Origin of the sequence: Arthrobacter sp. EM1, assembly GCF_029964055.1 — a bacterium.
Classification (GTDB): domain Bacteria; phylum Actinomycetota; class Actinomycetes; order Actinomycetales; family Micrococcaceae; genus Arthrobacter.
Window position 1 is genome coordinate 2,729,095 of the sequence record NZ_CP124836.1, and the last position, 23,783, is coordinate 2,752,877.

24 protein-coding genes and 1 tRNA gene are annotated in these 23,783 nt (G+C 65.7%); 10 read left to right on the forward strand and 15 right to left on the reverse strand.

The genetic code is table 11. The features are described 5' to 3' along the window. Positions 1-5: 5 nt before the first annotated feature. The 6 genes from QI450_RS12585 to QI450_RS12610 form a co-directional block, all read right to left on the reverse strand. Positions 6-1,115, reverse strand: a complete 1,110-nt coding sequence (locus QI450_RS12585) for a GNAT family N-acetyltransferase (RefSeq protein WP_226774765.1) — start codon at positions 1,113-1,115, stop codon at positions 6-8. Between the two features lie 221 nt (positions 1,116-1,336). Beyond that, positions 1,337-2,044: a 50S ribosomal protein L1 gene (gene rplA, locus QI450_RS12590; protein ID WP_024365991.1), complete on the reverse strand. Its 708-nt coding sequence runs from the start codon at positions 2,042-2,044 to the stop codon at positions 1,337-1,339. A gap of 141 nt (positions 2,045-2,185) precedes the next feature. Continuing rightward, positions 2,186-2,617, reverse strand: a complete 432-nt coding sequence (rplK, locus tag QI450_RS12595; protein WP_226774766.1) for a 50S ribosomal protein L11 — start codon at positions 2,615-2,617, stop codon at positions 2,186-2,188. Positions 2,618-2,747: 130 nt separating this feature from the next. Continuing rightward, positions 2,748-3,617, reverse strand: coding sequence for a transcription termination/antitermination protein NusG (gene nusG, locus QI450_RS12600; protein WP_226774767.1), 870 nt, complete (start codon positions 3,615-3,617; stop codon positions 2,748-2,750). 114 nt (positions 3,618-3,731) lie between these two features. Beyond that, positions 3,732-4,016: a preprotein translocase subunit SecE gene (gene secE / locus QI450_RS12605; protein WP_226774768.1), complete on the reverse strand. Its 285-nt coding sequence runs from the start codon at positions 4,014-4,016 to the stop codon at positions 3,732-3,734. A 78-nt stretch (positions 4,017-4,094) separates the two neighbouring features. Beyond that, positions 4,095-4,167 (reverse strand) — tRNA-Trp (locus QI450_RS12610). Between the two features lie 297 nt (positions 4,168-4,464). On the opposite strand from QI450_RS12610, the gene QI450_RS12615 reads away from it, so the two are divergent. Then, entirely contained in the window at positions 4,465-5,682 is a 1,218-nt protein-coding gene (locus QI450_RS12615; protein ID WP_226774769.1) for a pyridoxal phosphate-dependent aminotransferase, read from the forward strand. 181 nt (positions 5,683-5,863) lie between these two features. On the opposite strand, the gene QI450_RS12620 is transcribed toward QI450_RS12615, so the two are convergent. Next, positions 5,864-6,538, reverse strand: coding sequence for a response regulator transcription factor (locus QI450_RS12620; protein ID WP_226774770.1), 675 nt, complete (start codon positions 6,536-6,538; stop codon positions 5,864-5,866). Beyond that, positions 6,535-7,842 (reverse strand): ATP-binding protein, encoded by a 1,308-nt coding sequence (locus QI450_RS12625; protein ID WP_226774771.1) that lies wholly within the window; start codon positions 7,840-7,842, stop codon positions 6,535-6,537. The genes QI450_RS12620 and QI450_RS12625 overlap by 4 nt, the downstream gene beginning before the upstream one ends. Before the next feature lie 124 nt (positions 7,843-7,966). Here QI450_RS12625 and QI450_RS12630 point away from each other — a divergent pair, with 124 nt between their 5' ends. From QI450_RS12630 to QI450_RS12650, 5 genes are all read left to right on the forward strand, one after another. After that, positions 7,967-9,562 (forward strand): PspC domain-containing protein, encoded by a 1,596-nt coding sequence (locus QI450_RS12630; RefSeq protein WP_226774772.1) that lies wholly within the window; start codon positions 7,967-7,969, stop codon positions 9,560-9,562. Between the two features lies 1 nt (position 9,563). Continuing rightward, on the forward strand, positions 9,564-9,845 hold the full coding sequence (locus QI450_RS12635; protein WP_226774773.1) for a hypothetical protein: 282 nt from the start codon (positions 9,564-9,566) through the stop codon (positions 9,843-9,845). Positions 9,846-9,848: 3 nt separating this feature from the next. Continuing rightward, positions 9,849-10,103 (forward strand): PspC domain-containing protein, encoded by a 255-nt coding sequence (locus tag QI450_RS12640; RefSeq protein WP_226774774.1) that lies wholly within the window; start codon positions 9,849-9,851, stop codon positions 10,101-10,103. 158 nt (positions 10,104-10,261) lie between these two features. Continuing rightward, complete coding sequence (locus QI450_RS12645; RefSeq protein ID WP_226774775.1) at positions 10,262-11,287, forward strand: 6-phosphofructokinase; 1,026 nt, start codon at positions 10,262-10,264, stop codon at positions 11,285-11,287. Positions 11,288-11,325: 38 nt separating this feature from the next. Next, complete coding sequence (locus QI450_RS12650; protein WP_226774776.1) at positions 11,326-12,036, forward strand: GNAT family N-acetyltransferase; 711 nt, start codon at positions 11,326-11,328, stop codon at positions 12,034-12,036. A 25-nt stretch (positions 12,037-12,061) separates the two neighbouring features. On the opposite strand, the gene QI450_RS12655 is transcribed toward QI450_RS12650, so the two are convergent. The 7 genes from QI450_RS12655 to QI450_RS12685 form a co-directional block, all read right to left on the reverse strand. After that, entirely contained in the window at positions 12,062-13,579 is a 1,518-nt protein-coding gene (locus QI450_RS12655; protein WP_226774777.1) for a DHA2 family efflux MFS transporter permease subunit, read from the reverse strand. Positions 13,580-13,651: 72 nt separating this feature from the next. After that, positions 13,652-14,215, reverse strand: a complete 564-nt coding sequence (locus QI450_RS12660; RefSeq protein ID WP_226774778.1) for a PadR family transcriptional regulator — start codon at positions 14,213-14,215, stop codon at positions 13,652-13,654. 111 nt (positions 14,216-14,326) lie between these two features. Continuing rightward, positions 14,327-14,722, reverse strand: a complete 396-nt coding sequence (locus tag QI450_RS12665) for an ankyrin repeat domain-containing protein (protein ID WP_226774779.1) — start codon at positions 14,720-14,722, stop codon at positions 14,327-14,329. Beyond that, entirely contained in the window at positions 14,719-15,801 is a 1,083-nt protein-coding gene (locus QI450_RS12670) for a folate-binding protein (protein WP_226774780.1), read from the reverse strand. Before QI450_RS12670 ends, QI450_RS12665 begins: the two co-directional genes overlap by 4 nt. Before the next feature lie 22 nt (positions 15,802-15,823). Further along, positions 15,824-16,549, reverse strand: a complete 726-nt coding sequence (locus tag QI450_RS12675) for a flavodoxin family protein (protein WP_226774781.1) — start codon at positions 16,547-16,549, stop codon at positions 15,824-15,826. Between the two features lie 91 nt (positions 16,550-16,640). Continuing rightward, entirely contained in the window at positions 16,641-17,255 is a 615-nt protein-coding gene (locus QI450_RS12680; protein WP_226774782.1) for an FABP family protein, read from the reverse strand. A 174-nt stretch (positions 17,256-17,429) separates the two neighbouring features. Further along, on the reverse strand, positions 17,430-18,164 hold the full coding sequence (locus QI450_RS12685) for a permease (RefSeq protein ID WP_226774783.1): 735 nt from the start codon (positions 18,162-18,164) through the stop codon (positions 17,430-17,432). A gap of 268 nt (positions 18,165-18,432) precedes the next feature. Between QI450_RS12685 and QI450_RS12690 the strand changes: the two genes are divergently transcribed. From QI450_RS12690 to QI450_RS12705, 4 genes are all read left to right on the forward strand, one after another. Continuing rightward, positions 18,433-19,131, forward strand: a complete 699-nt coding sequence (locus tag QI450_RS12690) for a response regulator transcription factor (protein WP_282359766.1) — start codon at positions 18,433-18,435, stop codon at positions 19,129-19,131. A gap of 277 nt (positions 19,132-19,408) precedes the next feature. Next, entirely contained in the window at positions 19,409-20,392 is a 984-nt protein-coding gene (gene mshD, locus QI450_RS12695) for a mycothiol synthase (protein WP_226774785.1), read from the forward strand. 114 nt (positions 20,393-20,506) lie between these two features. After that, a complete protein-coding gene (locus QI450_RS12700) occupies positions 20,507-22,771 on the forward strand; it encodes an RNA degradosome polyphosphate kinase (RefSeq protein ID WP_226774786.1) in 2,265 nt (754 codons plus the stop codon). An 11-nt stretch (positions 22,772-22,782) separates the two neighbouring features. Beyond that, complete coding sequence (locus tag QI450_RS12705) at positions 22,783-23,760, forward strand: NUDIX hydrolase (protein WP_226774787.1); 978 nt, start codon at positions 22,783-22,785, stop codon at positions 23,758-23,760. Positions 23,761-23,783: the final 23 nt, after the last annotated feature.

The following is a 23,783-nucleotide window of genomic DNA, read 5'->3' on the forward strand; positions in this document are numbered from 1 at the left end:
ACGGTTCAGCTGTTGCTGGGGCCCAAATCCGGAAGTTCCTTCTGCCAGATCCCGGTGACTCCGGCGGTGGTGAATCCCAGCTGTTGGTTGACCGTGAGCAGGTAACGGTTTTCCGGTGCGTTCCAGGTGTACAGCACCCGGGCGTCCGGGAACTGTTCGGAGAGCCGCTCCATGTTGGCGACCTTGATCAGCAGGCCCAGTTTGTTGCCGCGGTGCTCCGGGAGGACGACTGTGTCATCTTGGAAGACCACATCGGGCCGCAGTGCCAGGACGCTGATCGTGGTCAGACCGACCAGGTCACCGCTGCCCAGACGCTCGACGGCGGTGACCACTGTCCGGCGGCCCTGCGCAATGGCGACATCTTCCGCTTGCCGGAGGATTCCGCCGTCGAACACCATGCTTGAATCATCGACACCGGGCACGCCGTCTTCGCCCGCGTTGTTTTCCAGTGCCGCGACGGCCTCAAGCCACTGCTCCGGGCACCGGTCCGTCCAATGGTGCAGCCGGTAGCGTCCTGCGTTCGCCTCCTCGGCCTCGGTTCCCAGCTCCGCCACGAGCTTGCCGTCAAGCGGCAGCGCGCAGGCACTGAACTGCTCGATGTGCTGCAGGGCATAGCCGCTGTGGCGGGCGAACTCGACTTCGCGGCTGTTGTCCGGGACGAACCCGAAGCCCGTGCCCGGCACCAGTTGCCCGGCTTCGCTGTCACCGAGCGAGGAACTCGGATGGTTCGTGTCGACCAGGATGGTGTGCCGGCCCTCGTCGCGGGCGAAGTGCTCCGCAGCTTCAAGCAGTTGCCGGCCCACGCCCCGTCCTTGGAATTCGGGCAGGATGTCGAGCGCGAATTCGGCCAGGTCGAGGTTGTCCGCGAGCGGCAGCGCGATGTCCACAGTACCGACGATTTCCCCGCTCACCTTGGCAACGAGAATGACCTGGCGCTCGTACGGGTCCGCCATTTCCAGCAGTTTTTCCTGCGGCAAGTAGGCGAGATCATCGCTGCCCCACGTCTGCATTCGCACCTTGCGTCCCACTTCGACGGCGGCAACGAAGTCGGAGGCATCCGACCCGTCAAGCGAATCGGGGATCCACAGCTGTTCAATCCGTACTTCATTTGCCATTGCGGCCATCATCCCCAGCGGTTCTGCCATCCGTGCGTGCCGGAAACCCGGCGATAACCGGGCAACCACGGCCAGCATATGCCGCTTTGGGCCGCTGTTCCATCAATACCGGTCCACCAGCGACGCGCGCCGGGCCCTGGCCGTTCGTCGTGGAATGCAGGAAAGACCGCCCCGCGGATGCGGGACGGTCTTTCCGTCGTGTGCTGTAAGGCTGGTGAGGATTAGACCTCGGTCAGGACCTTGGTGACGTTGGGGTCAACCGAGATGCCCGGGCCAAACGTGGTGGCGACGGTAGCCTTCTGGATGTACCGGCCCTTGGAAGCGGACGGCTTGAGGCGAAGAACTTCTTCCAGAGCGGCGGCGTAGTTCTCGGCCAACTTGAGGGCGTCGAACGAAACCTTGCCGATGATGAAGTGCAGGTTGGAGTGCTTGTCGACGCGGAAGTCGATCTTGCCACCCTTGATGTCGTTGACGGCCTTGGCGACGTCAGCGGTCACGGTGCCGGTCTTCGGGTTCGGCATCAGGTTACGCGGACCCAGGACCTTACCGAGGCGGCCAACCTTGCCCATAAGGTCAGGGGTGGCGACGGCGGCGTCGAAGTCGGTCCAGCCGGCTGCGATCTTTTCGATCAGGTCATCGGAACCAACGAAGTCGGCGCCGGCTGCGATTGCTGCCTCAGCCTTGTCGCCCGTTGCGAAGACCAGGACGCGGGCTGTTTTACCCGTGCCGTGCGGCAGGATAACGGTGCCGCGGACCATCTGGTCGGCCTTGCGAGGGTCAACACCCAGGCGGAAAGCTACCTCAACGGTGGCGTCGAACTTGGACGGGTTGGTGTCCTTGGCCAGCGTCACTGCCTCAAACGGCGCGTAGAACTTCTCCGCGTCGATTTTGGCTGCGGCTGCCTCATATGCTTTGCTGCGCTTTGCCATGCTGCTTATTTCTCCTTGTGCAGTTGTGGTCTGCGGACCGCGCTGGGCCCTGCCACAGTTGGGACTCCGGCTCGATAATCCGTGCCGGGCTTCCAACATTCAAATGTTTAGGTGGTGCCGGTTGCCCGGCGGTAAAGGCATTTAGCCTTCGACGGTGATACCCATGGAGCGGGCGGTGCCGGCGATGATCTTCGCGGCGCCTTCAAGGCTGGTGGCGTTGAGGTCTTCCATCTTGGAGGTGGCGATCTCGTTGACCTGGGCCTGGGTAAGCTTCGCGACCTTGACGGTGTGCGGGGTAGGCGAACCCTTGGCGACGCCTGCAGCCTTTTTGATGAGCTCTGCAGCCGGCGGGGTTTTGGTGATGAACGTGAATGAACGGTCCTCGTAGACCGTGATTTCAACCGGAATAACGTTGCCGCGCTGGGCTTCCGTCGCAGCGTTGTACGCCTTGCAGAATTCCATGATGTTGACACCGTGCTGGCCAAGCGCAGGACCGATCGGCGGGGCCGGGTTAGCGGCACCTGCCTGGATCTGCAGCTTGATGAGGCCGGTGACCTTCTTCTTGGGAGCCAATGTAGGGTCCTTCTCTCAATTACTTCCTGGGACACAGGAGCGTGCCGCAGCTTGGTGGCCGCCATGGCGAGGCGGCCGGCCGCCCCTGGCTGCTAAAGCGGGCAGCCCGGGACGAATTCTGTGGGAACAGCTAGATCTTGCTGACCTGGTTGAAAGCCAGCGTGACCGGCGTCTCGCGCTCGAAGATGGAAACCAGCACCACCAGGGTCTGGGAGTCCACCTTGATTTCGGAGATGGTGGCCGGGAGGGTCTCGAAGGGGCCCTCCTTGACGATGACCGACTCGCCGACCTCGAAGTCGACGTCGATCTGCGCCGCAGCGTGCTTGATGGGCTTGCCCTTCTCGGCCTGCTCTTCTTCGAAGACCGGCGCGAGCATGGAGAAGACCTCATCGAGGCGCAGCGGGACCGGGTTGTGGGCGTTGCCCACAAATCCGGTAACGCCCGGGGTGTGGCGGACGGCGCCCCAGGAGGCATCCGTCAGGTCCATCCGGACCAGGACGTAGCCGGGGATCCGGACGCGGTTGATCACCTTGCGCTGAGCGTTCTTGATCTCAACGACTTCCTCCATCGGAACCTGGATTTCGAAGATGTAGTCTTCCATGTCCAGGGTCTGGATGCGGGTCTCAAGGTTGGCCTTGACGCGGTTCTCGTAGCCTGCGTAGGAGTGGATGACGAACCAGTCACCTTCCTGGCGGCGCAGCTTGGCCTTGAACTCGTCGGCCGGGTCAACCTCTGCAGCGGCCGCAGCAGCTGCCAGCGCGTCGGCCGATTCGTCATCGGATCCGGCTGCTTCGTCGCCGGCAACGGCTGCCTCGTCCGAGTCCGCCTCAGCAGACTCTTCCGCGGCGGCTTCCCCGGCTTCTGCTGTGTCAGCGGCCTCGTCAGCGACGTCGGATGCGGGCGCAGCAGACGCGGCCTCGGACAGTTCCCCGGTTTCCACCGCGGCGTCCTGGCTCTTATCCAGCTCAGTCTCAGTTACCTCGAGCTCCTGCTCAGACACTTGGTCTCCTGCTTCCTCATTGCCTAACATGCCTATTTAAATGACTCAATTCCGCACACCCCGCAGAACCGCCGGAATCCCGGGGTAAGCCACGAAGTCTGCGGACCGGTCGCCTTAGCGGTCCGTGGGGCCTGTGCCGCCGAAGACCCAGCCCACGCCGACCCCGAAGGCCAGATCCAGCACTGTGGCGATGAGCATCATAATGACGACGAACACCAGCACCACAAGCGTGTAGTTGATCAGTTCCTTGCGGGTCGGAGCGACAACCTTCTTCAGTTCGCCGATGACCTGGCGGACAAAAAGCGCGATCCGGGCGAAGAAACCTGCCTTGGGGGCATTCTTGGCGGGGCGGCCACTGGAGCTGCCTGCAGCCGTTTCGGTCACCTGGATCTCACTCATCCTCGCAATGTCGGATACCCGGCCCTGAACTGAACCATGGTTGCTGCGCTTGTTCCGGAGAAACCGGAACAGCTTGCGCAGGGCAGACAGGACTCGAACCTGCAACCTGCGGTTTTGGAGACCGCTGCGCTACCAATTGCGCCACTACCCTATGGATCAAAAACAAGCCCCCGGCCTGTTTCCCCAGACTTCGCTGAGGCGCAGGCCATCGTCGTGTTTTCAACACCGGAGAACCAGTCTACGCAACAACTGCGTCTACGTCGAACCGGCCCCTTCGGACCGTGCGTCCGGCCGGGAGCAGTTGAGCAAAAAGCCGCGACCACGACTTTCCACGCTGCAGTCACACTTCCGCACGGGCACCTCTGAGGATCCGATGAACAGCATAGAGTAGATTCCGTCGAATCCCACCCGCAGCCGCCGAAGCTGCAAGCGAAGAAATGGACCCGCGATGCCTGCCGCCCGCATTTCACAGCGTATTTCCGCCATAGCCGAATCCGCCACATTGGCTGTTGATGCCAAGGCGAAGGCGTTGAAGGCGGCAGGCCGGCCGGTCATCGGTTTCGGCGCCGGGGAGCCGGACTTCCCGACCCCCGATTACATTGTGCAGGCGGCAATCGAAGCCGCCAGCCAGCCCAAGTACCACCGGTACTCCCCGGCCGCCGGCCTGCCGGAGTTGCGGCAGGCCATCGCGGACAAGACGTTCCGCGATTCCGGCTACCGGGCAGAGGCGTCCCAGGTGCTCGTCACCAACGGCGGCAAACAAGCCGTTTACAACACCTTCGCCACGCTACTGGACCCGGGCGACGAGGTGATTGTCCCGACTCCGTTCTGGACCACCTACCCGGAAGCCATCCGGCTCGCGGGCGGCGTCCCGGTCGAGGTCTTCGCCGGACCGGAGCAGGAATACCTGGTTGCCGTGGAGCAGCTGGAAGCGGCAGTTACGGACCGCACGAAAATACTCCTTTTTGTGTCCCCTTCCAACCCCACCGGCGCCGTGTACTCGCCGGAACAGGTCCGGGAGATCGGCCAGTGGGCAGCCGCCAAGGGACTCTGGGTGGTCACGGACGAGATCTACGAGCACCTGACCTACGACGGGGTGCCATTCACCTCGATTGCCACGGCCGTCCCTGAACTGGGCGACCGGGTGGTCATCCTCAACGGCGTGGCGAAGACGTACGCCATGACAGGCTGGCGCGTCGGGTGGATGATCGGCCCCGCCGACGTCATCAAGGCCGCCACGAACCTGCAGTCGCATGCCACGTCGAACGTCTCCAACATCCCGCAGGTTGCGGCGCTCGCCGCGGTGTCCGGTCCGCTGAGCGCCGTCGACGAGATGAAGCTCGCCTTCGACCGGCGCCGCAAAGCCATCGTGGCCGGACTGAACGCCATCGAGGGCGTGGATTGCCCGACGCCGAAAGGTGCCTTCTACGTCTACGCGGACGTCCGTGCCCTGCTTGGCAAGGAATTGCCGTCCGCAAACGGACCCGTCCGGCCGTCCACGTCCGCGGAGCTGGCGGCACTGATCCTCGATGAGGTGGAAGTGGCTGTGGTTCCGGGTGAGGCCTTTGGGCCCTCCGGGTACCTACGCCTCTCCTACGCCCTGGGCGATGAGGACCTCGCCACAGGCGTCGCCCGCCTGCAGGACTTCCTCGGCCAAGCCAAGTAAACAACCCTCCCGCACTTCCGGCGGGCGAATCACGAACGCTCCCGCAGCCGCTGCCGGCCGCTGCGGGAGCGTTCCCCGACAACCCGCCGAAACTGCGGGAGCGTTCCCCGACAACCCGCCGAAACTGCGGGAGCGTTCCCCGTCAACCCGCCGAAACTGCGGGAGCGTCGGGTTTGTGGGATTAGAGGAGCCTGCGCTCGGCGGCCCAGCGGGTGAGTTCGTGCCGGTTGGAGAGCTGGAGCTTGCGCAGCACGGCCGAGACGTGCGTTTCCACCGTCTTGATCGAGATGAACAACTCCCTCGCGACTTCCTTATAGCTGTAGCCCCTGGCGATGAGCCGCATCACTTCGAGCTCGCGGGCTGAGAGCCTGTCCAGTTCGTCGTCGGCAATGTCGGCCGGGGCGGTGCCGAAAGCATCGAGCACAAAGCCGGCCAGCCGGGGCGAGAAGACGGCGTCGCCGCCCGCCACCCGACGCACGGCGTCGGAAATTTCCTTCCCGGAGATGGTTTTGGTGACGTAGCCGCGGGCCCCGGCCCGGATCACCGACACAACATCCTCTGCCGCGTCGGAGACGCTCAGGGCCAGGAACCGGGTACTGCCCAGCAAGGGAGCTGAACCGGCCAGCACCTCTCGGCCGCCGCCGCCGAGCCCGCCGGGCAGATGGACATCCAGGAGCACCACGTCGGGGCGCACCGCCGCGATCACCGCGATGGCTTCTTCCACAGTCCCAGCCTCGCCGGCGACGACAATGTTCGGGTCCAGGTCAGCTTTCAGGCCGGACCTGAAGATGGCATGATCGTCCACAATTACTACCCGGATCCCCGGTCCGGGACGTTCCTCCGCGCTAATGCTCACTGTGTTGCCTCTCCGTTGCCGTTGGCGGCCGCAGCGCCCGTGGCTGCTCCCGCCGCCAACGGAAGCCTCAGCCGCACCTCGGTGCCGTCTTCGTTGCTGCTGATGGTAGCGGTGCCGCCATGGCGGTTCATCCGGCCGACAATCGATTCACGGACCCCCAGCCGGTCAGCAGGGACGGCGTCCGGGTCGAAGCCGGGACCGCGGTCCTTCACGAAGACCTCCGCCGCGTCGTCGGCGACCTCCAGATACACGGACACGGCGCCGCCGCCGTGCCGGGCAGCGTTCAGCATCGCCTCTCGGGCGGCCTGGACGAGCGCCTCGTGGCGTTCGGCCATGGCGCAGTCCCCCACAGAGACCACTTCGACCGCGCGGCCCAGGGCGTCCTCCACGTCCGCCGCGGCGGCCCTAATACGCTCGGACAACTGACCGGATTCCCGGCCCGGATCCCGGTACAGCCAGCCCCTCAACTCGCGTTCCTGGGCGCGGGCAAGCCGGACGACGTCGGTCTCGTTGCCGGCCCGCCGCTGGATCAGGGCCAGGGTCTGCAGCACGGAGTCGTGGAGGTGGGCGGCAATCTCGGCCCGTTCGGTGGCGCGGACCCGCCCGGCCCGTTCCGCCTCCAGGTCGCGCCAGAACTTCAGCCCCCAGGGCAAGAGGACCAGCGCCACGCCCCCTAGCACCGCCACCGAGGCCAGCAGCGCAAGCCAGGTCTGTTCCCACGACCCGGAGCCGGACACCATAACCAGGACGCCGGTGACAACAAGTGCCAACCCGGCCGCAAGACGTGCCCAGCCGCCGGCCTGGTCCGCTTTGGTCTTGTCCACAAGGCCTGCCCGGCGGGTTTCATCCAACTGCATCCAGGCGATGGCCGCGCCGCACAGGATGGCCGCAACCGGGACGAGGGTCCCGAGCGGAATGTCAACGCCGAGCAGACGGGCAATCAGGATGCCGGCGGCCAGCAGCAGGCCCGACCCAAGCAGGATCTCCTTGCCGTAGCGCATTCCGGTGATCCTGCCGCGCCACCACCCGGCTGGAAACTCACCGTCCGGCACGCTCACAGCGGGAGCAATGGGCGACACCGGCTGGCGGGCGCTGCGCCTGGCGCTTTCATCAGCGGTGGGAACCATGATCCAAAGCCAGGCGTAGAACGCCACCCCGGCACCGCCGGCGAGCGCGGCAACCGCCATACCGACTCGGATCATCCGCACCGGCCAGCCCAGATGCCCGGCGAGGCCGGCGCAGACCCCGGCGATCACCCGGTCGCTGCCGCGGACCAGCGGCGGGCGGGAAGCGGCTGTTGTCATAAGGCAATCCAAACACGGATCAGGGTTTCCCTGCCGTGTTTCCGGCCCGAACCGGGGTCGACTCAGGGGCAGTTCAGGGTGTTCCCCAGTAGAACGGAATCGTGGCGGACGGCAGGATCGAAGTATGAATCCGCACCCTGAGCACCCCAATGAAGGAAACGCCCCTGCAGGCGGTGCCGCAGAAGAGCCTGCGGCGCCGGCCGCGGAGACCTCTGCCGGCACTGCCGCCAACACCTCCGCGACCGCGCCGCTGGAGGATTCGGCCGGTTCCGGGGCCGGCAACCCGCCTCCTCCGCCCTACGACTACGCGCCAACACCTCCTCCGCCTCCGCCCTACGACTACGCGCCAACACCTCCTCCGCCTCCGCCTTACGACTACGCGCCAACGCCTCCGCCGGCCGGCAGCCCGCCGCAGGATTTCTTCGACTGGATCCGGAGCCACGGCGTCCACCGAGGCCGCGAGCGCTGGGTCGGCGGGGTGGCAAGTGGCATAGCCCGGCACTTCGGCGTCGACCCGTTGATTGTCCGCGGCATCCTGATAGTGCTGGCAATCTTCGCCGGCGTCGGCGTCCTGCTCTACGGCATCGCGTGGGCACTCCTGCCCGAACCGGACGGGCGCATCCATCTGCAGGAAGCCGCCGCGGGCCGCTGGTCATCCGGCATGACCGGGGCCCTGATCACCACGGTCGTCGGCTTCCCCAGCCTGGGCAGCGGCGCCTGGGGCTGGGACCGCTACGGCGCTGGCCCCTTCCTTTGGACAGTTTTTTGGGTCGGCGGCGCCATCTACCTCATCTACTACCTCACGCACCGCAACAAGTCCCGGAACGGCGCCACCGGCCTGTCCGCTGGCCATCCGGACGGTGACCCGGCGGTCCACACCGCCTACCCGCCAAAGCAGGCAACGCCCGCGGTACCGGCAGGGGTGGCCCCCTTCGCCGCAACCGGCTACGGGGCCTCGGAAACACCGGCCCACAACGGCGAGTCAACGCTGCCGGCACCGGGCTGGGGCACACCCCAACCGCCGGGTGCAACACGCCCGTTCCGTGGCGGCTACCAGCCGGTGCCCGGGCCCGTCCAGCCGGGCAAACCCCGGAAGCTGGGCCCGGGCACTCCCGCCGTCGCGGTGACAGCCGGCCTTGCCCTGCTGGTGGGCGGCGGTATCAAGATCCTCGACGTCGCGAACCTCATCAACCTCGGTACCTCCAGCAGCGCCGTTATCTGGGCCAGCGCCGCCGTGGTCCTGGGTCTCGGCATCCTTATCGCCGGTCTCAGGGGCCGCACGTCGGGCAGCCTCGGGTTCTTGGCAGCGCTCGCCCTGGTCGTCGGCGGAATCTTCAATGTGTTGCCCAACGGCGACCGCTTCCGTCCGCAGAATGCGGACTGGTCACCGGTGAGCATCGAGCAGGCACTGGGAGGCTTCGACATCACGGCCGGCACCGGAACCGTGGACCTTACCGGGCTCTCGCTCAACCCTCCGTTGAAAACCGACCTTGTGGTCCCTCTCGACGCGACAGCAAGCAACCTCACGGTGGTCATCCCGGACACCGTTCCGGTGGAAATCCAGGCAGACATGACCATGGGCAACCTCAATGAGGGCAGCCAGAATCACAGTGGCATGACCACTCGGCAGATCGATTACAACACCGAAATGCCGGGGGCGACCCTGATCGTCAAGATAGACGGCACCTTCAGCAACGTCACCATCAAGGAAGGTAATTGACATGAGCAGCTATGACGCACCGGCCGGCAGCCCGGCAGCCCCGCCTCCGCCGGGAGCGCGGGAACCGCAGGTGGAATCACCGCCCCGCGTGGGCACCATCGTCTGGGGCTTGATAGTGATGGCACTGGCCGCACTTATCATCGTTTCCGAGCTGCGCCTCGTGTCGCTCAACGGCAGCTACGTGGTGATCGGCCTGATGATTGGCGCCGGAGCCGCTCTCGTCGTCGGCGGGCTGCTCTCATCGCGCGGACGTGACAAAGCCACCCCGACAAGGAAGTCTTGAACCATGGAAAAATTCTTCAGCACCGTCAGGGGCCTTGGGCTCAAACGCGGCCCGCAGCGTTGGCTGGGCGGAGTCTGCGGAGGCATCGCCGCCAAACTGAACGTGGATGTTGCGTTCGTCCGGATCGCCTTTTTGCTCGTCGCGCTGCTGCCTGGACCGGCTTTTGTGCTTTATCTTGCGGCCTGGCTTCTCCTCCCGGACCAGCGGAACGCCGTCGTCCTTGAGACGTTCCTCGCCAAGCGCTCGGGACGACCCTGACGCCGTCCCCGCGAGGAAACGCAGTGCCCCGGCCGGCCGGCCGGGGCACTTTCCCGAAGTCACAGGTTGTGTCCTGCCCCACAGGCGCCACTAGACTCTAGGTGAGCTCAGCGTGGCGCTCTTCCTGAAAACCTACGAACCAGGATTTGAGCCGAGACATGAAAATTGGAATCCTCACCAGTGGCGGCGACTGCCCGGGACTGAACGCCGTCATCCGAGGCGCCGTCCTGAAGGGCATCGCCGTGCACGGCCACGAGTTCGTGGGGTTCCTGGACGGCTGGCGTGGCGTCGTCGAAGCAGACACCATCGATATCCCCCGCAGCATGGTCCGCGGCATCGCCAAACAGGGCGGGACCATCCTGGGGACGTCCCGGACCAACCCGTTTGAAAACAACGGCGGACCCGAGGTGATCAAGGCCAATATGGACCGGTTGGGCATCGACGCCCTCATCGCCATCGGCGGGGAAGGCACGCTGGCGGCCGCCAAACGCCTCACCGACGCCGGCCTGAAGATCGTGGGCGTCCCCAAGACCGTCGACAACGATCTCGACGCCACTGACTACACCTTCGGCTTCGACACCGCCGTCGAAATTGCCACCGAGGCGATCGACCGGCTGCGGACCACCGGCGAGTCCCACCACCGTTGCATGATCGCCGAAGTGATGGGACGCCACGTGGGCTGGATCGCCCTGCACGCCGGCATGGCCTCGGGCGCCCACGCCATCCTGATCCCGGAGCAGAAAGCCTCGATGAAGCAGATCGCCGACTGGGTTGTCTCGGCTCGGGACCGTGGCCGCGCGCCGCTCATTGTCGTGGCCGAGGGATTCGTCCCGGATGACCAGGAAACGCCGCACTCCGAACGCGGGCTGGACACCTTCGGACGTCCGCGCCTTGGCGGGATCTCGGAAAGGCTGGCCCCCGAGCTGGAAGCCATGACCGGCATCGAAACCCGTGCGACCGTCCTGGGCCACATCCAGCGCGGCGGTGTTCCCACCGCATTCGACCGTGTCCTGGCGACCCGGCTGGGCATGGCCGCGATCGATTCGGTCGTCGAAGCGCGCTGGGGCACCATGGTGTCCCTCAACGGCACCGACATCGTCCATGTAGGCTTCGACGCCGCGCTCGGTAACCTCAAGACCGTCCCGCAGTACCGCTACGACGAGGCCGCGGTCCTCTTCGGTTAGGCCCCGGGCCCCGGCGCGCCGGTGGGTAGGGTGGAGTCATGACACTTGAGCCCGGTTCCGTCGACATCATCCAGCTCGCGTGGGCCCGTTCCCTCGGTCTGGACGACGGCGCGTTTGCCGCTGCGGCGGGCGAACGCATCACGCGGGCAGACGACTCGGCCCGCGCCGTCCGGTTTGTCCGGCTGTTCGGCAATTCTGCATTCGTGGGACCACAATGGGCGCTGGACGCCGCCAGGGGGCTAACCGACGGGGAGCTGGCGCAACACGGCACGCTGCTCGCCCTCACCCGGGAGCACGGAGGCCACGGTCTCGGCGCCACGGCACTTTTTTTCGCAGATGATCTGCCCCTGCAACAACCCGCTGAGGAGCTCACCGTCTCGCCGGGCAGCCCGGAAGCTGTCGAGCTGGAATCCGCCTGCCCGCCGGATGACGTCAACGAAGTAGGCCTCGCGGACCTTGAGCACCGTTTCACCATCATGCATGTGGAAGACGGCCGCAAGACCCCGGTGGCCTGCGGTGCCTACACCGAGTGGGAAGGCATCCTGGCCCAGATGGGGGTGCTGGTCGCCCCGGACTGGCGCCGCCGGGGGCTGGGATCACTGGCGGCCTCCATCGCGGCTCATGAGGCACTCGCCTCAGGGCTGACGCTGCAATGGCGTGCCGAGGTCAGCAACAAGGGCGCACTGGCCATCGCCCGCAGCCTGGGCCTGGCCGCCGGCGGCATCCAGACCAGCGTGCTGCTGGGCTGATCCGGAAGCCGCCGGGGTTGGAGCGTTAGCGCTGCTTTGCCGGCGCCTGCTCATCTGACGAAGCCCCCGCCGGAGCGGTTGCGGGCCTGCCCCAGCCCTGAACCGGCTGGGGCTTCGCGAAGAACAGCGCCACCGCCGCGCCGAGCAGAATCACGGCAGCGGGAAGCATAATGGACTGGCCCATCGCCGTCGAGAATCCCTCGCGCAGGGCCTCAGGCAGGGTGCCGCCAAATGCCATCGGGCTGGCGCCGGCGGGAGCTGCCGGCAGCTCCGATGCCAGGCGGGACTGAATGAGCACTGCAATGGCAGCGCTGCCGAGGACGGCCCCAATCTGCCGGGTGGTGTTGTAGACCCCGGAACCGGCACCGGCCTGGCGGGGCTGCAGGTTTCGGGTGGCGGTCGAACTAAGGGGCGCCCAGATTCCGGCGTTAGCGAAGCCCAGCACAGCGCTCGGCAGCAGGAACAGCCAGATCGGCGTGTCCGGGTGCATCAGGGAGGAATTCCAGAACAGCGCCACGGACATCAGAACCAGGCTTGTGGCGGTGATGTACTTCGGATTGACCCTGTCGATAATCTTCCCGACGACGGGTGCCAGGCCACCAGCGATCACGGCCATCGGAACCATCATCAGGGCAGACTGGGTGGGCGTCAGCCCGCGGACAATCTGGTAGTAGAAGATCAGCGGCAGGGTGAAGGCCGTGACGGTAAAGCCGACGGTGGTGATGCTGATGTTCGCGAGCGAGAAGTTCCGGTCCTTGAAGAGGGACAGCGGCAGCAGCGGCTCGCCCTTGTTGATCTTTTGCCACCAAACGAAGACCACCAGGACGGCGATTCCCGAGATGATTAGGCCCCATACCGTAATCGGCCCGGTGATGGTCCCCCAGTCGTACGTCTCACCTTCCTGGATGCCGAATACCAGCAGGAACAATCCGACGGCGCTGAGCACTACACCGGGGATGTCGAACTTGTGCGGGTGGGTGCTCAGGGCCGGCACGTACCGCACGGCCAGGACAAACCCGACGATGCCAACCGGAACGTTAATAAAGAAGATCCATTCCCAGCCCAGGCCGTCGACGAGGACGCCGCCGAGGATCGGGCCGACGAGGGTCGCGATGCCTGCGGTGGCGCCCCAGACGCCCATCGCGGCACCCCGCCGGTCCGGTGCGAAGATCCGGGTGATCACCGCCATGGTCTGGGGTGTCATGAGTGCGGCGCCGAAGCCCTGGAACACCCGGGCCACGATCAGCATCTGGACGTCGCCGGAGAGACCGCACCAAAGGGAGGCCAGCGTGAAGACGACCAGGCCGGTCAGGTAGAGCTTCTTGGGGCCGAAGCGGTCGCCCAGCCGGCCGGTGATCAGCAGCGGCACCGCGTAGGCGAGCAGGTAGGCGCTGGTCACCCAGATTACCGAGTTGATGTCCGCGTTCAGGCCTTCCATAATGCGGGGGTTGGCCACCGAGACGATGGTGGTGTCGATCAGGATCATAAAGAACCCGATAACGAGGGACCAGAGTGCCGGCCACGGCCTGGCTACAGTTTCCATGTGGTTCCTTAGTGCTGGTGGTGATGCCTGGGGATGTCTGAAATTATTCGTCGAACGCGGAGCCGGGGGTGGCTACCAGGTCAGCTGGCCGGTTCCGAGCTCCTGCTGGAGGCTCCGGATCCAGCCGGTCTCTGCGCGCAGCATGACCTGCTGGTACTCCATGTCGATCCAGTACTTGCGGTCGACCTGCTGCGCCCGGACCCGTTCTTGCGCGGCGGAGAGGAAGTCGAGCTGCTCCCGGAGCCCGATAAGGCGCCGGTCGAGCAGTTCGATCACGACGCCGGCACGCAGGTTGTACGCCTCCGAGACGGCCATCGGGAAGGACGGATATTCATTGACGGGAGTAGCGAGCATGTCCTGCAGCCGCAGGGTCAAAGCCTCCCGGCCCGCCCCGGAAATCTCGTAGGTGGTGCGTTCCGGGCGGTTGCCTTCACGGTCGGTTCCGGTCGCGGCCACCAGCCCCTGCTCTTCAAGCCGCCCGACTGCGTGATAAAGCGTTCCCGGACGGACCTTGACCAAACGGTCCTCATGCCGGGCGACCAGGAGCTGGTACATCTCGTAGGGATGCATCGGTTCTTCTGCGAGCAGGGAGAGTGCGGCAACGCCCAATGGTGTCAGCGGCGTGGCTCGAGGCATGGTGCGGGGTCCTTTGGTAATGGCGGCCGGTGAGCCCGAAACACTATTCCAGCACGACTATTCCACATGGAGTATACGGGCGCAACAGTGTTGGGAATCCCGGGAACCGGATCAGCCCAGCAGCGCCAGGATGTCGTTGCGCTCGAACATTTGCGCGGCCGCCCGGGCCGATGGCGTCCCGGCGTCGGGGTCCGCCCCGGCGTCGACCAGCACCCGGGACACCTCCGTGTAGCCCTTGAACACGGCCCCTGCCAGCGGCGTCTGGCCTCGGTCGTTGGCGGTGTTCGCGTCTCCGCCGTGCGCCAGGATGAGCCGGACGGCGTCGGCGTGGCCGTGGTATGCCGCAAGCATCAGCAAGGAATCCCCCGCCGTGTTCGTTAAGCCCGCCGGGGCCCCGGCGGCGAGGTAGCTGCCAAGAGTGGCGGAGTCACCCTGCCGGGCAGCGTCAAAAAGTCTGTGTGCCAGCGCCAGGGTCTCTTCGTCAGGCACGGAGCTTCCCTCAGTCATCGAGTCCCCCGCAGGAAACCGGTCTGCCGTCCTACAACCTGTCCGGCGTCGGGAGCCACAATAAGTTCCTGCGCCGCGGTGTAGGGCTCTTCGCCGTCAAGTACTGTCAGCACGTCCTCCGGCGAGACCGAGCGTTTGACCACTGCCAGGGCCACCGGCCCCATTTCATAGTGCTGGGCTACGGAGGTGACGGTGCCCACCTTGCGCTCACCGGCGCGGACTTCGCTGCCGACGGCGGGCATGGTGTGCTGTGATCCGTCGAGCTGCAGGAACACCAGCCGGCGCGGCGGGTGGCCCAGGTTATGCACCCGGGCCACTGTTTCCTGGCCCTTGTAGCAGCCTTTGTTCAGGTGCACGGCGGTGCGGAGCAGGTCGAGTTCGTGCGGGATGGTCCGGTCGTCGGTTTCGGCGCCCCAGCGGGGCCGCCACGCCGCGATGCGCAGCGCTTCGGCCGCCCAGACCCCCGCGAGCGGGCGTGCCCCGACGGTGGCTTCAAGTTCCCCGGCCGGGACGAGGTACTCGAACCACGGCCGTTCGAGCCCCGGGTGGGAATCCTCCCCCACCACCGCGTACGAGTAGCCGCCGGCCCCGACATGGGGCCACGGGTCTTCCCAGACCAGCAGGCCGGAGAACTCAGGTACCCGGCGGGTGGTACCCAGCACGGCCCAGTCCGCGGATGCGTCGATGATCTCGACCCGGAGCATAAACTTCATTTTGTTCAGCCACTCGGCCAGCGGCGCGGCCTCGGCCGCCTCGACAACAAGCCAGGTCGTGGCACCGTCGTCCACGACCCGTGCGTCGAATTCGATCCGGCCCTGCACGCTGAGCAGCAGCAGTTCACTGGACTGCCCCGGCCCAAGGGTGGTCAGCTGCTGGGAGGAGAGCGTGTTAAGCCAGCTCAGCCGGTCCGGCCCGGCAACGGTGACGACGCCGCGGTGGGACAGATCCACAAGGGCGGTCCCGGCAGCCAGGGCCCGCTGTTCGCGCAGCGGTTCGCCGTAGTGGGAGGCGACGCCGGCATCAGCCCCGACGGCCTCGACGGCGCCGGGCCGCTCCAACAGGGGGTTTTTGGTAGTCATATGTAGTAGAAGTCCTCAACGCTTAGCGGTATTCCGGATTTTCGAAGTCAAACCTGGTGCCGGCCTTCCAGGCCTCGGGCAGGTTCCCGTAGGCAGGAATGCCGCCTGCATCCTTGAGGATCCGTGCCAGATGCAGCAGGTTCCAGGTCATGAAGGTGGTGTTGCGGTTGGTGAAGTCACTTTCCGGACCGCCGGAGCCTTCGTCAAGGTAGCTCGGACCCGGTCCCACGGCACCTATCCAGCCGGCGTCGGCCTGCGGCGGGATGGTGAAGCCGACGTGCTGGAGGCTGTAGAGGACGTTCATGGCGCAATGCTTGATCCCATCCTCGTTTCCGGTGATGAGGCAACCGCCGACCTTGGGGTAGAACGCCCACTGGCCCTGCTCGTTCAGCTCGCCCGAGTGCGCGTAGAGCCGCTCAATCAACTTCTTCGTCTGCGAGGAGTTGTCGCCGAGCCAGATGGGTCCGGCCAGCACCACAATGTCCGCGTCCCGGACGGCCGGATACAGTTCCGGCCACTCATCGGTCTGCCAGCCATGCTCGCGCATGTCCGGATAGACGCCGCTGGCGATGTCGTGGTCCACCGTCCGGATGACCCGGGTGCTGACGCCGTGTTTTTCCATGATGGCGCGGCTGACGTCAATCAGGCCCTGCGTGTTGGAGGTCTCGGGGGACCTCTTGAGGGTGCCGTTGAAATACACGGCCTTCAGGTCGCTGAAATCGGCAGTTGTTTTGGGTATGGCATTCACTGTGATGCTCCCTGCGGTCGTTCCGGACAACTGACTTTCAGTGAGAGATCAAAGCCGGGCTTTTCCGCCGGCAGGCACCGTGCGCCGCCGATCAGCTCGCTTTGTGCAGGATGGCGGATGCGTGCGCCGCCAGGCCGCTTCCCCCCGCAGATCCCTTGCCCGAGGCCACGTCCCAGCGCCACAGCAGGTTGCCTTCCACCAGGCCAAAGATCCGGGTCGCGGCGGTGTACTCCTTGGAGTGGCTGCCGCGCATCACCATGTCGGTGCTGAGCTGGATCTGCGGGCCCTTAATTTGGCCGTAATACAACTCGGAAATCCCGCCGGGATGGGAGATCGAGACCGAGATATCGAAGCCGCCGTCGTTGTTGCGCAGGGCCTCGACTTCGTCGGCGCTCTTGAGCACGGGAACGATGTCCGCCGGGATCAGCCCGGGGCCGCCATCCTCCTCGCGCTGTTTGCGTTCCAGGGCCCAAAACCCGGTTTCGACAGTGAGCGGACGCAAGGTGGTGCCGGCGTCGTCGGTCAGCCAGCTCTCGGCCCGGTACTGCAGGTACGGCAGGCCGTTGTGGGTGAAGGACACGTGTTGCCGGAAGTGCTCGGAATCCTCTTCCCCGGCGCCCAGCCTGCCCTCACCCTCCCACTCACCTATGAGCCAGGACAGCGGAACGATTTCGGGTGTCAGATCGGTCGGTATTTCAATCGGCACAGCAGCTACCCCTGGAAACGAAGACGGCTAGTGGTTCTGGTGTCTACTTCTGGCCCTTGAAGAGGCGGTACACAACAAAGCCGGCGAACCACGCCATGGCCACGCTGGCAACGCCGAGCAGTACAAGGAAGAAGATTTCAAATGCAAGTACGGACATGATGCCATCCTAGCGCGTTAGTAGATGAGTAGTTTGTCTATGAAGTAAGCCAGCGAACCGACGGCGGAGACCGGGCCCAGCCCCATTCCGAGGGCCGCCGCAAAGCTGAGAGATTCGCCGCGAAGGATCACCAGGCGGCGGAAACTCATCAGCACGGCGCCCACCACCACCCCAACGACCGCGGCCGGCAGCACCGCGATGTCGGAAAAGACGAGGCCCGCGAGCGGCCCGGCCAGCCCTGCACCGACGATGCCCAGCGGCGCCACAACCCTGTCCGGCCAGCGGATCAGGCCGGCCAGCAGGGCAATCGCAGCGCTGATTGCCGCGACCAGGAGCATTTCACGGACGCCGTTGAATCGGGAGCACGCGATCCAGCCTGCGCCCAGGCAGGAGAGCAAAACACCGGCGCTGGAACCGAGCGTGGACTCCAGGCGCTGCGCCTGGCCGGTCCCGCGGATCAGCTGCATCACAAAGACCGCCATCACCCCGGCCGCCATAAACGATGGCGTCCAGTCAAGGAAACCCGGGCCGGGAAGGTACGTCGCGGCAACGGCGGCGCCGACGCCGGGCAACCCGATCAGGACGGCAAGGGTCTTTTTGGCCGGGATGCCCAGGAAATGCGGCCAGCCGACTCCGACGGCGGCGGCGGCGATCACTGCCACGGCCAGCAGCGCCGCCGCCGAGATGTACGATGCGCCGACTATCGCGGCGAGTCCGGCCAAGCCGATAACGCCGATGATCCAGGTTTTCACTGCTCACCCGACATCTTTATATCCGTCATCCGTCTTCCGATCGTCTTCCCGGTCGTGGTCGTACTTTCGCTCACCTGCGGACCCCCAATCGAGCTGATCAACGTCACCGGGCTGCGGGCCCGACGGATCAATCCTGCCTTATACGACCGTTTTGTGTCGCAAATGAACCGGACGAAGGTGACGAAAGCATGTCCGGAAAGGTGCGTTTGGGTATACTCGAACTCAGCTACAGACGCCCAACGATGCGCGGACACCCCTTGGAGGAAACATGTCGCACATCCTGCTACTGACGAACAGCACCGGCTCATCGGTGGACGTCCTGCCTGCGCTGGAATTACTGAACCACCGGGTCCACATTCTCCCCGCCGAGCCGACAGCCCTCCTGGAGACGGACCCTTGCGACATCGTCCTCCTCGACGCCCGCAAAGATCTCGTCGGCGCGCGCTCCCTGACCCAACTGCTCAAGGCCACCGGCCTGAGCGCCCCGCTGATGTTGATACTGACCGAGGGCGGCATGGCCGCCGTCTCCTCTGCCTGGGCCGTCGATGACATCGTTCTCGAGTCGGCCGGGCCCGCAGAAGTCGAAGCCCGCATCCGCCTCGGCATCGCCCGGGCCGTCCCTGACAAGGACGATGCCCCCGCCGAAATCCGGGCCGCCGGCGTCGTGATCGATGAGGCCAGCTACACGGCCCGCGTCAACGGCGCTCCGCTGAACCTGACATTCAAGGAATTTGAACTGCTCAAATACCTGGCCCAGCACCCCGGCCGGGTCTTCACCCGCCAGCAACTGCTGACCGAGGTCTGGGGCTACGACTACTACGGCGGTACCCGCACCGTGGACGTCCACGTCCGGCGGCTGCGGGCGAAGCTCGGCGCCGACCACGAGAACCTGATCAGCACGGTCCGCAACGTCGGCTACCGCCTGACCCTGGTCCGGCACCCGGAGGAAGAGCTCACCGGGGCCTGACCCGGCAGCGCCGACAGCCAGCGCCTGCGGCAGCCCAAGGACGCACCAGCGCAGACGCAGAAAGCCCCGGACATCAGTCCGGGGCTTTCTGCTAACCAGTGGAGGACATACGGGTCGAACGTATCGAGGCCACCCCAGTGGTGGATCCCCCTCGCATCTGCGCTGACCGAACCGGGAATACTTCCCGACCAGGCACCGGATGACTTAACGACTATACGTAGAAGTTCCCGGATCGACAAAATCCGCCCTGCCCGGCGCCACCGTATAGCCTTGCACCATGAGTCCTGCGCATCCTGAAACCTGGCCCGTCCTCGCCGCCAAAGGAGCTGCGGATCCGCAGCTCCTGAAGGACGTCACGGCACTCGCGGCCGCCGCGGAGGAATCCGACGGCAATCCGCCGCTGTCCGAACAGACCCTCGTGACGCTGCGTGCCGCGGACACCGGTGGGAGCGTCGGCACCACAACGGCCCGGACACTCGCCCTGTACAGCCCCGATGACGGGTCCGACCCGGCGACGGCACAGGATCTCGCCGGGATCGCCGTCGTCATCGAGGAACCGGACGGCACCGGTGTGCTGGAAATCGCCGTCCACCCCAGCTACCGCAACCAAGGCGTGGCGGACCGGCTGGTCGGCGAACTCCGGAGCACCCGCGGCTTTGCTGGCCTGAAGGCCTGGTCCCATGGCAACCACGAAGCCGCTGCCGACCTCGCCGCACGCTACGGTTACGGACCGGTCCGGGAACTGTGGAAGATGCGCCTCACCAGCACGGCCGCGGAACTGCCCGCGATTCCCCTACCGGACGGTGTAAGCCTTCGTGCCTTCGTCCCGGCGCGGGATGAGGACCGCTGGCTCGCCGCGAACCGGGCCGCTTTCGCGCACCATCCTGAGCAGGGAAACATGACGCGGGCAGATCTCGACGCGAGGATGGCAGAACAGTGGTTCGATCCGGCCGGTTTCCTGCTGGCCGTCGATTCCTCGGACCGGATTCTCGGCTTCCACTGGACCAAGGTGCACCCGCGGCACGGCGACCACCCCGCTATCGGCGAGGTCTACGTGGTGGGCGTGGCACCCGGTGCGCAGGGCACCGGGCTTGGCAAGGCACTGACAGTCGCCGGCATCGGATATCTGCAGCGTCAGGGCCTGCACGCAGTGATGCTCTACGTCGACGCGGACAACGTTCCTGCCGTCTCCTTGTACCGGCGCCTGGGCTTCACCCGCTGGGACGTCGACGTGATGTACGCGCCGCTTCAAGGGCGGTAATCCAATCGGCGGACATCACGCGTTCACCCCGTGGAAATCTGGGCTCCTCGAAAGCTGACCGCGCGGTGAATGCTTGTAAGGTTGAAGCAAATCGCGCCAGCAATAGGAGAGACCATGCAACGGGAATCTGCCCGGACGGCCACGTCCGAGGGCGCCACGTCGGAGAAAAAAGTGCGGCCGGCGCGTGCCCGGTTCGGTTCCTCCGAAGTGCCTGCCTCACGTGCCACCCAAGACCGGATCGACATTCCTGAATTTGCGCCAAATCTGGAGCCGGAGGGTGATTTCAGCCCCGACCGCTTCCTGGACCGCGAGCTGAGCTGGCTCTCTTTCAACGCCCGCGTCCTGGAACTCGCCGAAGACCCCAACCTCCACCTGCTGGAACGCGTCAGCTTCCTCTCCATCTTCGCGTCCAACCTGGATGAGTTCTTTATGGTCCGCGTCGCCGGGCTGAAGCGCAGGATCGCCACCGGGCTCGCCGTCCCGTCTCCCGCCGGCCTCAGCCCAATGCAGGTCCTCGAGCAGATCGGCGACGAGGCCCACAGGCTGCAGCAGCGCCACGCCAATGTCTATGCCGAGCAGATCCGCCCGGCCCTGGCCTACGAGCACATCCACCTGATGCACTGGGATGAGCTCGACTCCCAGGCCAAGGACCAGCTCAGCGCCATGTTCGCGGAGAAGGTCTTCCCGATCCTGACCCCGCTGGCCGTGGACCCGGCCCACCCCTTCCCCTACATTTCCGGACTTTCCCTGAACCTCGCCGTCGTGGTCCGCAACCCGGTCAGCGACAAGGAGCTCTTCGCCCGCCTCAAGGTCCCGGACCAGCTCCCCCGGCTGATCTCGATTGACGGACCGCGCGCCGGCTCGGTGCCGGGCCGGGTGGCACGCTTCATCGCTCTCGAGGAAGTCATCGCCGTCCATCTGGACCAGCTCTTTGCCGGCATGGAGGTGCTCGAACACCACACCTTCCGCGTCACCCGAAACGAAGACGTCGAGGTCGAAGAGGACGACGCCGAAAACCTGCTGCAGGCCCTCGAGAAAGAACTGCTGCGCCGCCGCTTCGGCCCGCCGGTCCGGCTCGAAGTCACCACCGACATCAACCCGAACATCCGTGCGTTGCTGATCCGCGAACTGGGCGTCGAGGAATCCGAGGTCTATTCGGTTCCGGCCCCCTTGGATCTCCGGGGCCTCTCGGTCATCGCCGGAATAGATCGGGCTGACCTGCACTATCCCAAGCATGTCCCGCACACCTCCCGGTACCTTAACGAATCGGAAACGTCCAAGGCGGCGAATGTCTTTGCGGCCATGCGGCGCCGTGACATCCTGCTGCACCACCCCTACGACTCGTTCTCCACCTCGGTGCAGGCGTTCCTGGAACAGGCGGCGTCGGACCCCAAGGTCCAGGCCATCAAACAGACCCTCTACCGCACCTCGGGCGACTCCCCGATCGTTGACGCCCTGATCGATGCCGCCGAGGCAGGCAAGCAGGTGCTGGCCCTGGTCGAGATCAAGGCCCGCTTCGACGAGCAGGCCAACATCTCGTGGGCCCGGAAGCTCGAGCAGGCCGGTGTCCACGTGGTTTACGGCATCGTGGGGCTCAAGACGCACTGCAAGCTGTCACTCGTGGTGCGCCAGGAAGTGGACGGACTCCGCCGGTATTGCCACATCGGCACCGGCAATTACCATCCCCGCACGGCCCGCTACTACGAGGACCTCGGTCTCCTCACCGCCAATGAGCAGGTAGGCGAGGACCTCTCCAAGCTCTTCAACCAGCTCTCCGGCTACGCTCCGAAATCGACGTTCAAGCGGCTTCTGGTGGCACCGCGCTCGGTCCGTTCAGGACTCATCGACCGGATCGAAACAGAGATCCGCAACGCCCGCGCGGGCCTCGCCGCCCGGGTCCAGATCAAGGTCAACTCGATCGTGGACGAAGCAATCATTGATTCCCTCTACCGGGCGTCCCAGGCCGGGGTCCCGGTGGACATCATCGTCCGCGGCATCTGCTCGCTGCGGCCGGGGGTGCCCGGGCTGAGCGAGAACATCACTGTCCGGTCCGTGCTGGGCCGCTTCCTGGAGCACTCCCGCGTTTTCGCCTTCGCAAACGGCGGGGATCCGGTGGTCTACATCGGTTCAGCGGACATGATGCACCGGAACCTTGACCGCCGCGTCGAGGCCCTGGTTCAGCTAACCAGCGGGGACGACACAACATACGTGATGGATCTGCTGCGCCGCTACATGGATCCTGGCACCGCCAGCTGGCACCTCAACAACCAGGCGGAGTGGACCCGCCACCATCTCGCCGAAGACGGTCAGGACCTCGGCGACATTCAGTCCTGGCTGCTCAATTCCCGCTCGCGGCAGCGCACCTCCGGGCTGCGGTAGGGGCTCTGGCATTGAGTAGCGATGCACCGGTTGCCGACCAGAGCGACCATCCCGGCGAAGCAATTGCCGTGGTGGCGGCGGGCGCCCTGCCCTGGCGCGTCACCCCGGGTGACAAAGGCCAGCTTCAGGTCCTGCTGATCCACCGCCCGCGCTATGACGACTGGTCCTGGCCCAAAGGCAAGATCGACCCGGGCGAGACCGTACCCGAATGTGCAGCCCGGGAGGTCGAGGAGGAAATCGGGCTGACGGCGCCGCTGGGCATCCCCTTGCCCGCCATCCACTATCACGTCCCCGCCGGGCTGAAGGTGGTCCATTATTGGGCCGTCGACGTCGACGGCGCCCCGCTCCGGCCGGACGGCAAGGAAGTGGACAGCGTGATGTGGTGCTCGCCGGAGAAGGCAGCGACGCTGCTGAGCAACCCGAGCGACATCGCCCCGCTTGAGCACCTGGCGGGCGCCCATTCCCGGGGTGAGCTGAAGACCTGGCCGCTGCTGGTGGTGCGCCACGCCAAGGCCAAACCGCGCTCCTCATGGTCCAAAGCCGAAGGGGACAGGCCGCTGGCCGCCACCGGGATGCGGCAGGCGCAGGCGGTGGGCCGGCTCCTGCAGGCATGGAAACCACTGCGGATAGTTTCAAGTCCGTGGTTGAGGTGTGTGGCCACCATCGCCCCGTACGCCAAGGCTTCGGATGCGAAAGTAAAGCTTAATGAAGCCCTTACGGAACACCGTCACGGCCGCCATCCGCACAAGACTGCCGCCGCCGTCGAAGACCTCTTTGACAAACAGCGGGCCGTGGCGCTGTGCACCCACCGCCCGGCGCTGCCTACCGTGTTCGCCCAGCTCGGAAAGCACATGGGTTCCCGGTTGCGCGCCCAGCTCCCGGAGGAGGAACCGTTCCTGGCCCCCGGCGAGATTGTGGTGTGCCATGTGGCGCACCACAGCGGGGACAAAGTGGTCGCCGTCGAGCGGTTCAGGCCCTTCGACGACTAAGCCGTGTGACCTGCCGCCGGTAA

Bases quoted from the DNA above. Each gene is read 5' to 3' on its own strand.
- QI450_RS12630 (WP_226774772.1), top strand. From the start codon at position 7,967: ATGAATCCGCACCCTGAGCACCCCAATGAAGGAAACGCCCCTGCAGGC.
- QI450_RS12625 (WP_226774771.1), bottom strand. From the start codon at position 7,842: ATGACAACAGCCGCTTCCCGCCCGCCGCTGGTCCGCGGCAGCGACCGG.
- QI450_RS12650 (WP_226774776.1), top strand. From the start codon at position 11,326: ATGACACTTGAGCCCGGTTCCGTCGACATCATCCAGCTCGCGTGGGCC.
- secE (WP_226774768.1), bottom strand. From the start codon at position 4,016: ATGAGTGAGATCCAGGTGACCGAAACGGCTGCAGGCAGCTCCAGTGGC.
- QI450_RS12615 (WP_226774769.1), top strand. From the start codon at position 4,465: ATGCCTGCCGCCCGCATTTCACAGCGTATTTCCGCCATAGCCGAATCC.
- QI450_RS12660 (WP_226774778.1), bottom strand. From the start codon at position 14,215: ATGCCTCGAGCCACGCCGCTGACACCATTGGGCGTTGCCGCACTCTCC.
- QI450_RS12640 (WP_226774774.1), top strand. From the start codon at position 9,849: ATGGAAAAATTCTTCAGCACCGTCAGGGGCCTTGGGCTCAAACGCGGC.
- rplA (WP_024365991.1), bottom strand. From the start codon at position 2,044: ATGGCAAAGCGCAGCAAAGCATATGAGGCAGCCGCAGCCAAAATCGAC.
- QI450_RS12700 (WP_226774786.1), top strand. From the start codon at position 20,507: ATGCAACGGGAATCTGCCCGGACGGCCACGTCCGAGGGCGCCACGTCG.
- QI450_RS12655 (WP_226774777.1), bottom strand. From the start codon at position 13,579: ATGGAAACTGTAGCCAGGCCGTGGCCGGCACTCTGGTCCCTCGTTATC.
- mshD (WP_226774785.1), top strand. From the start codon at position 19,409: ATGAGTCCTGCGCATCCTGAAACCTGGCCCGTCCTCGCCGCCAAAGGA.
- QI450_RS12670 (WP_226774780.1), bottom strand. From the start codon at position 15,801: ATGACTACCAAAAACCCCCTGTTGGAGCGGCCCGGCGCCGTCGAGGCC.
- QI450_RS12585 (WP_226774765.1), bottom strand. From the start codon at position 1,115: ATGGCAAATGAAGTACGGATTGAACAGCTGTGGATCCCCGATTCGCTT.
- QI450_RS12645 (WP_226774775.1), top strand. From the start codon at position 10,262: ATGAAAATTGGAATCCTCACCAGTGGCGGCGACTGCCCGGGACTGAAC.
- QI450_RS12665 (WP_226774779.1), bottom strand. From the start codon at position 14,722: ATGACTGAGGGAAGCTCCGTGCCTGACGAAGAGACCCTGGCGCTGGCA.
- QI450_RS12635 (WP_226774773.1), top strand. From the start codon at position 9,564: ATGAGCAGCTATGACGCACCGGCCGGCAGCCCGGCAGCCCCGCCTCCG.
- QI450_RS12690 (WP_282359766.1), top strand. From the start codon at position 18,433: ATGTCGCACATCCTGCTACTGACGAACAGCACCGGCTCATCGGTGGAC.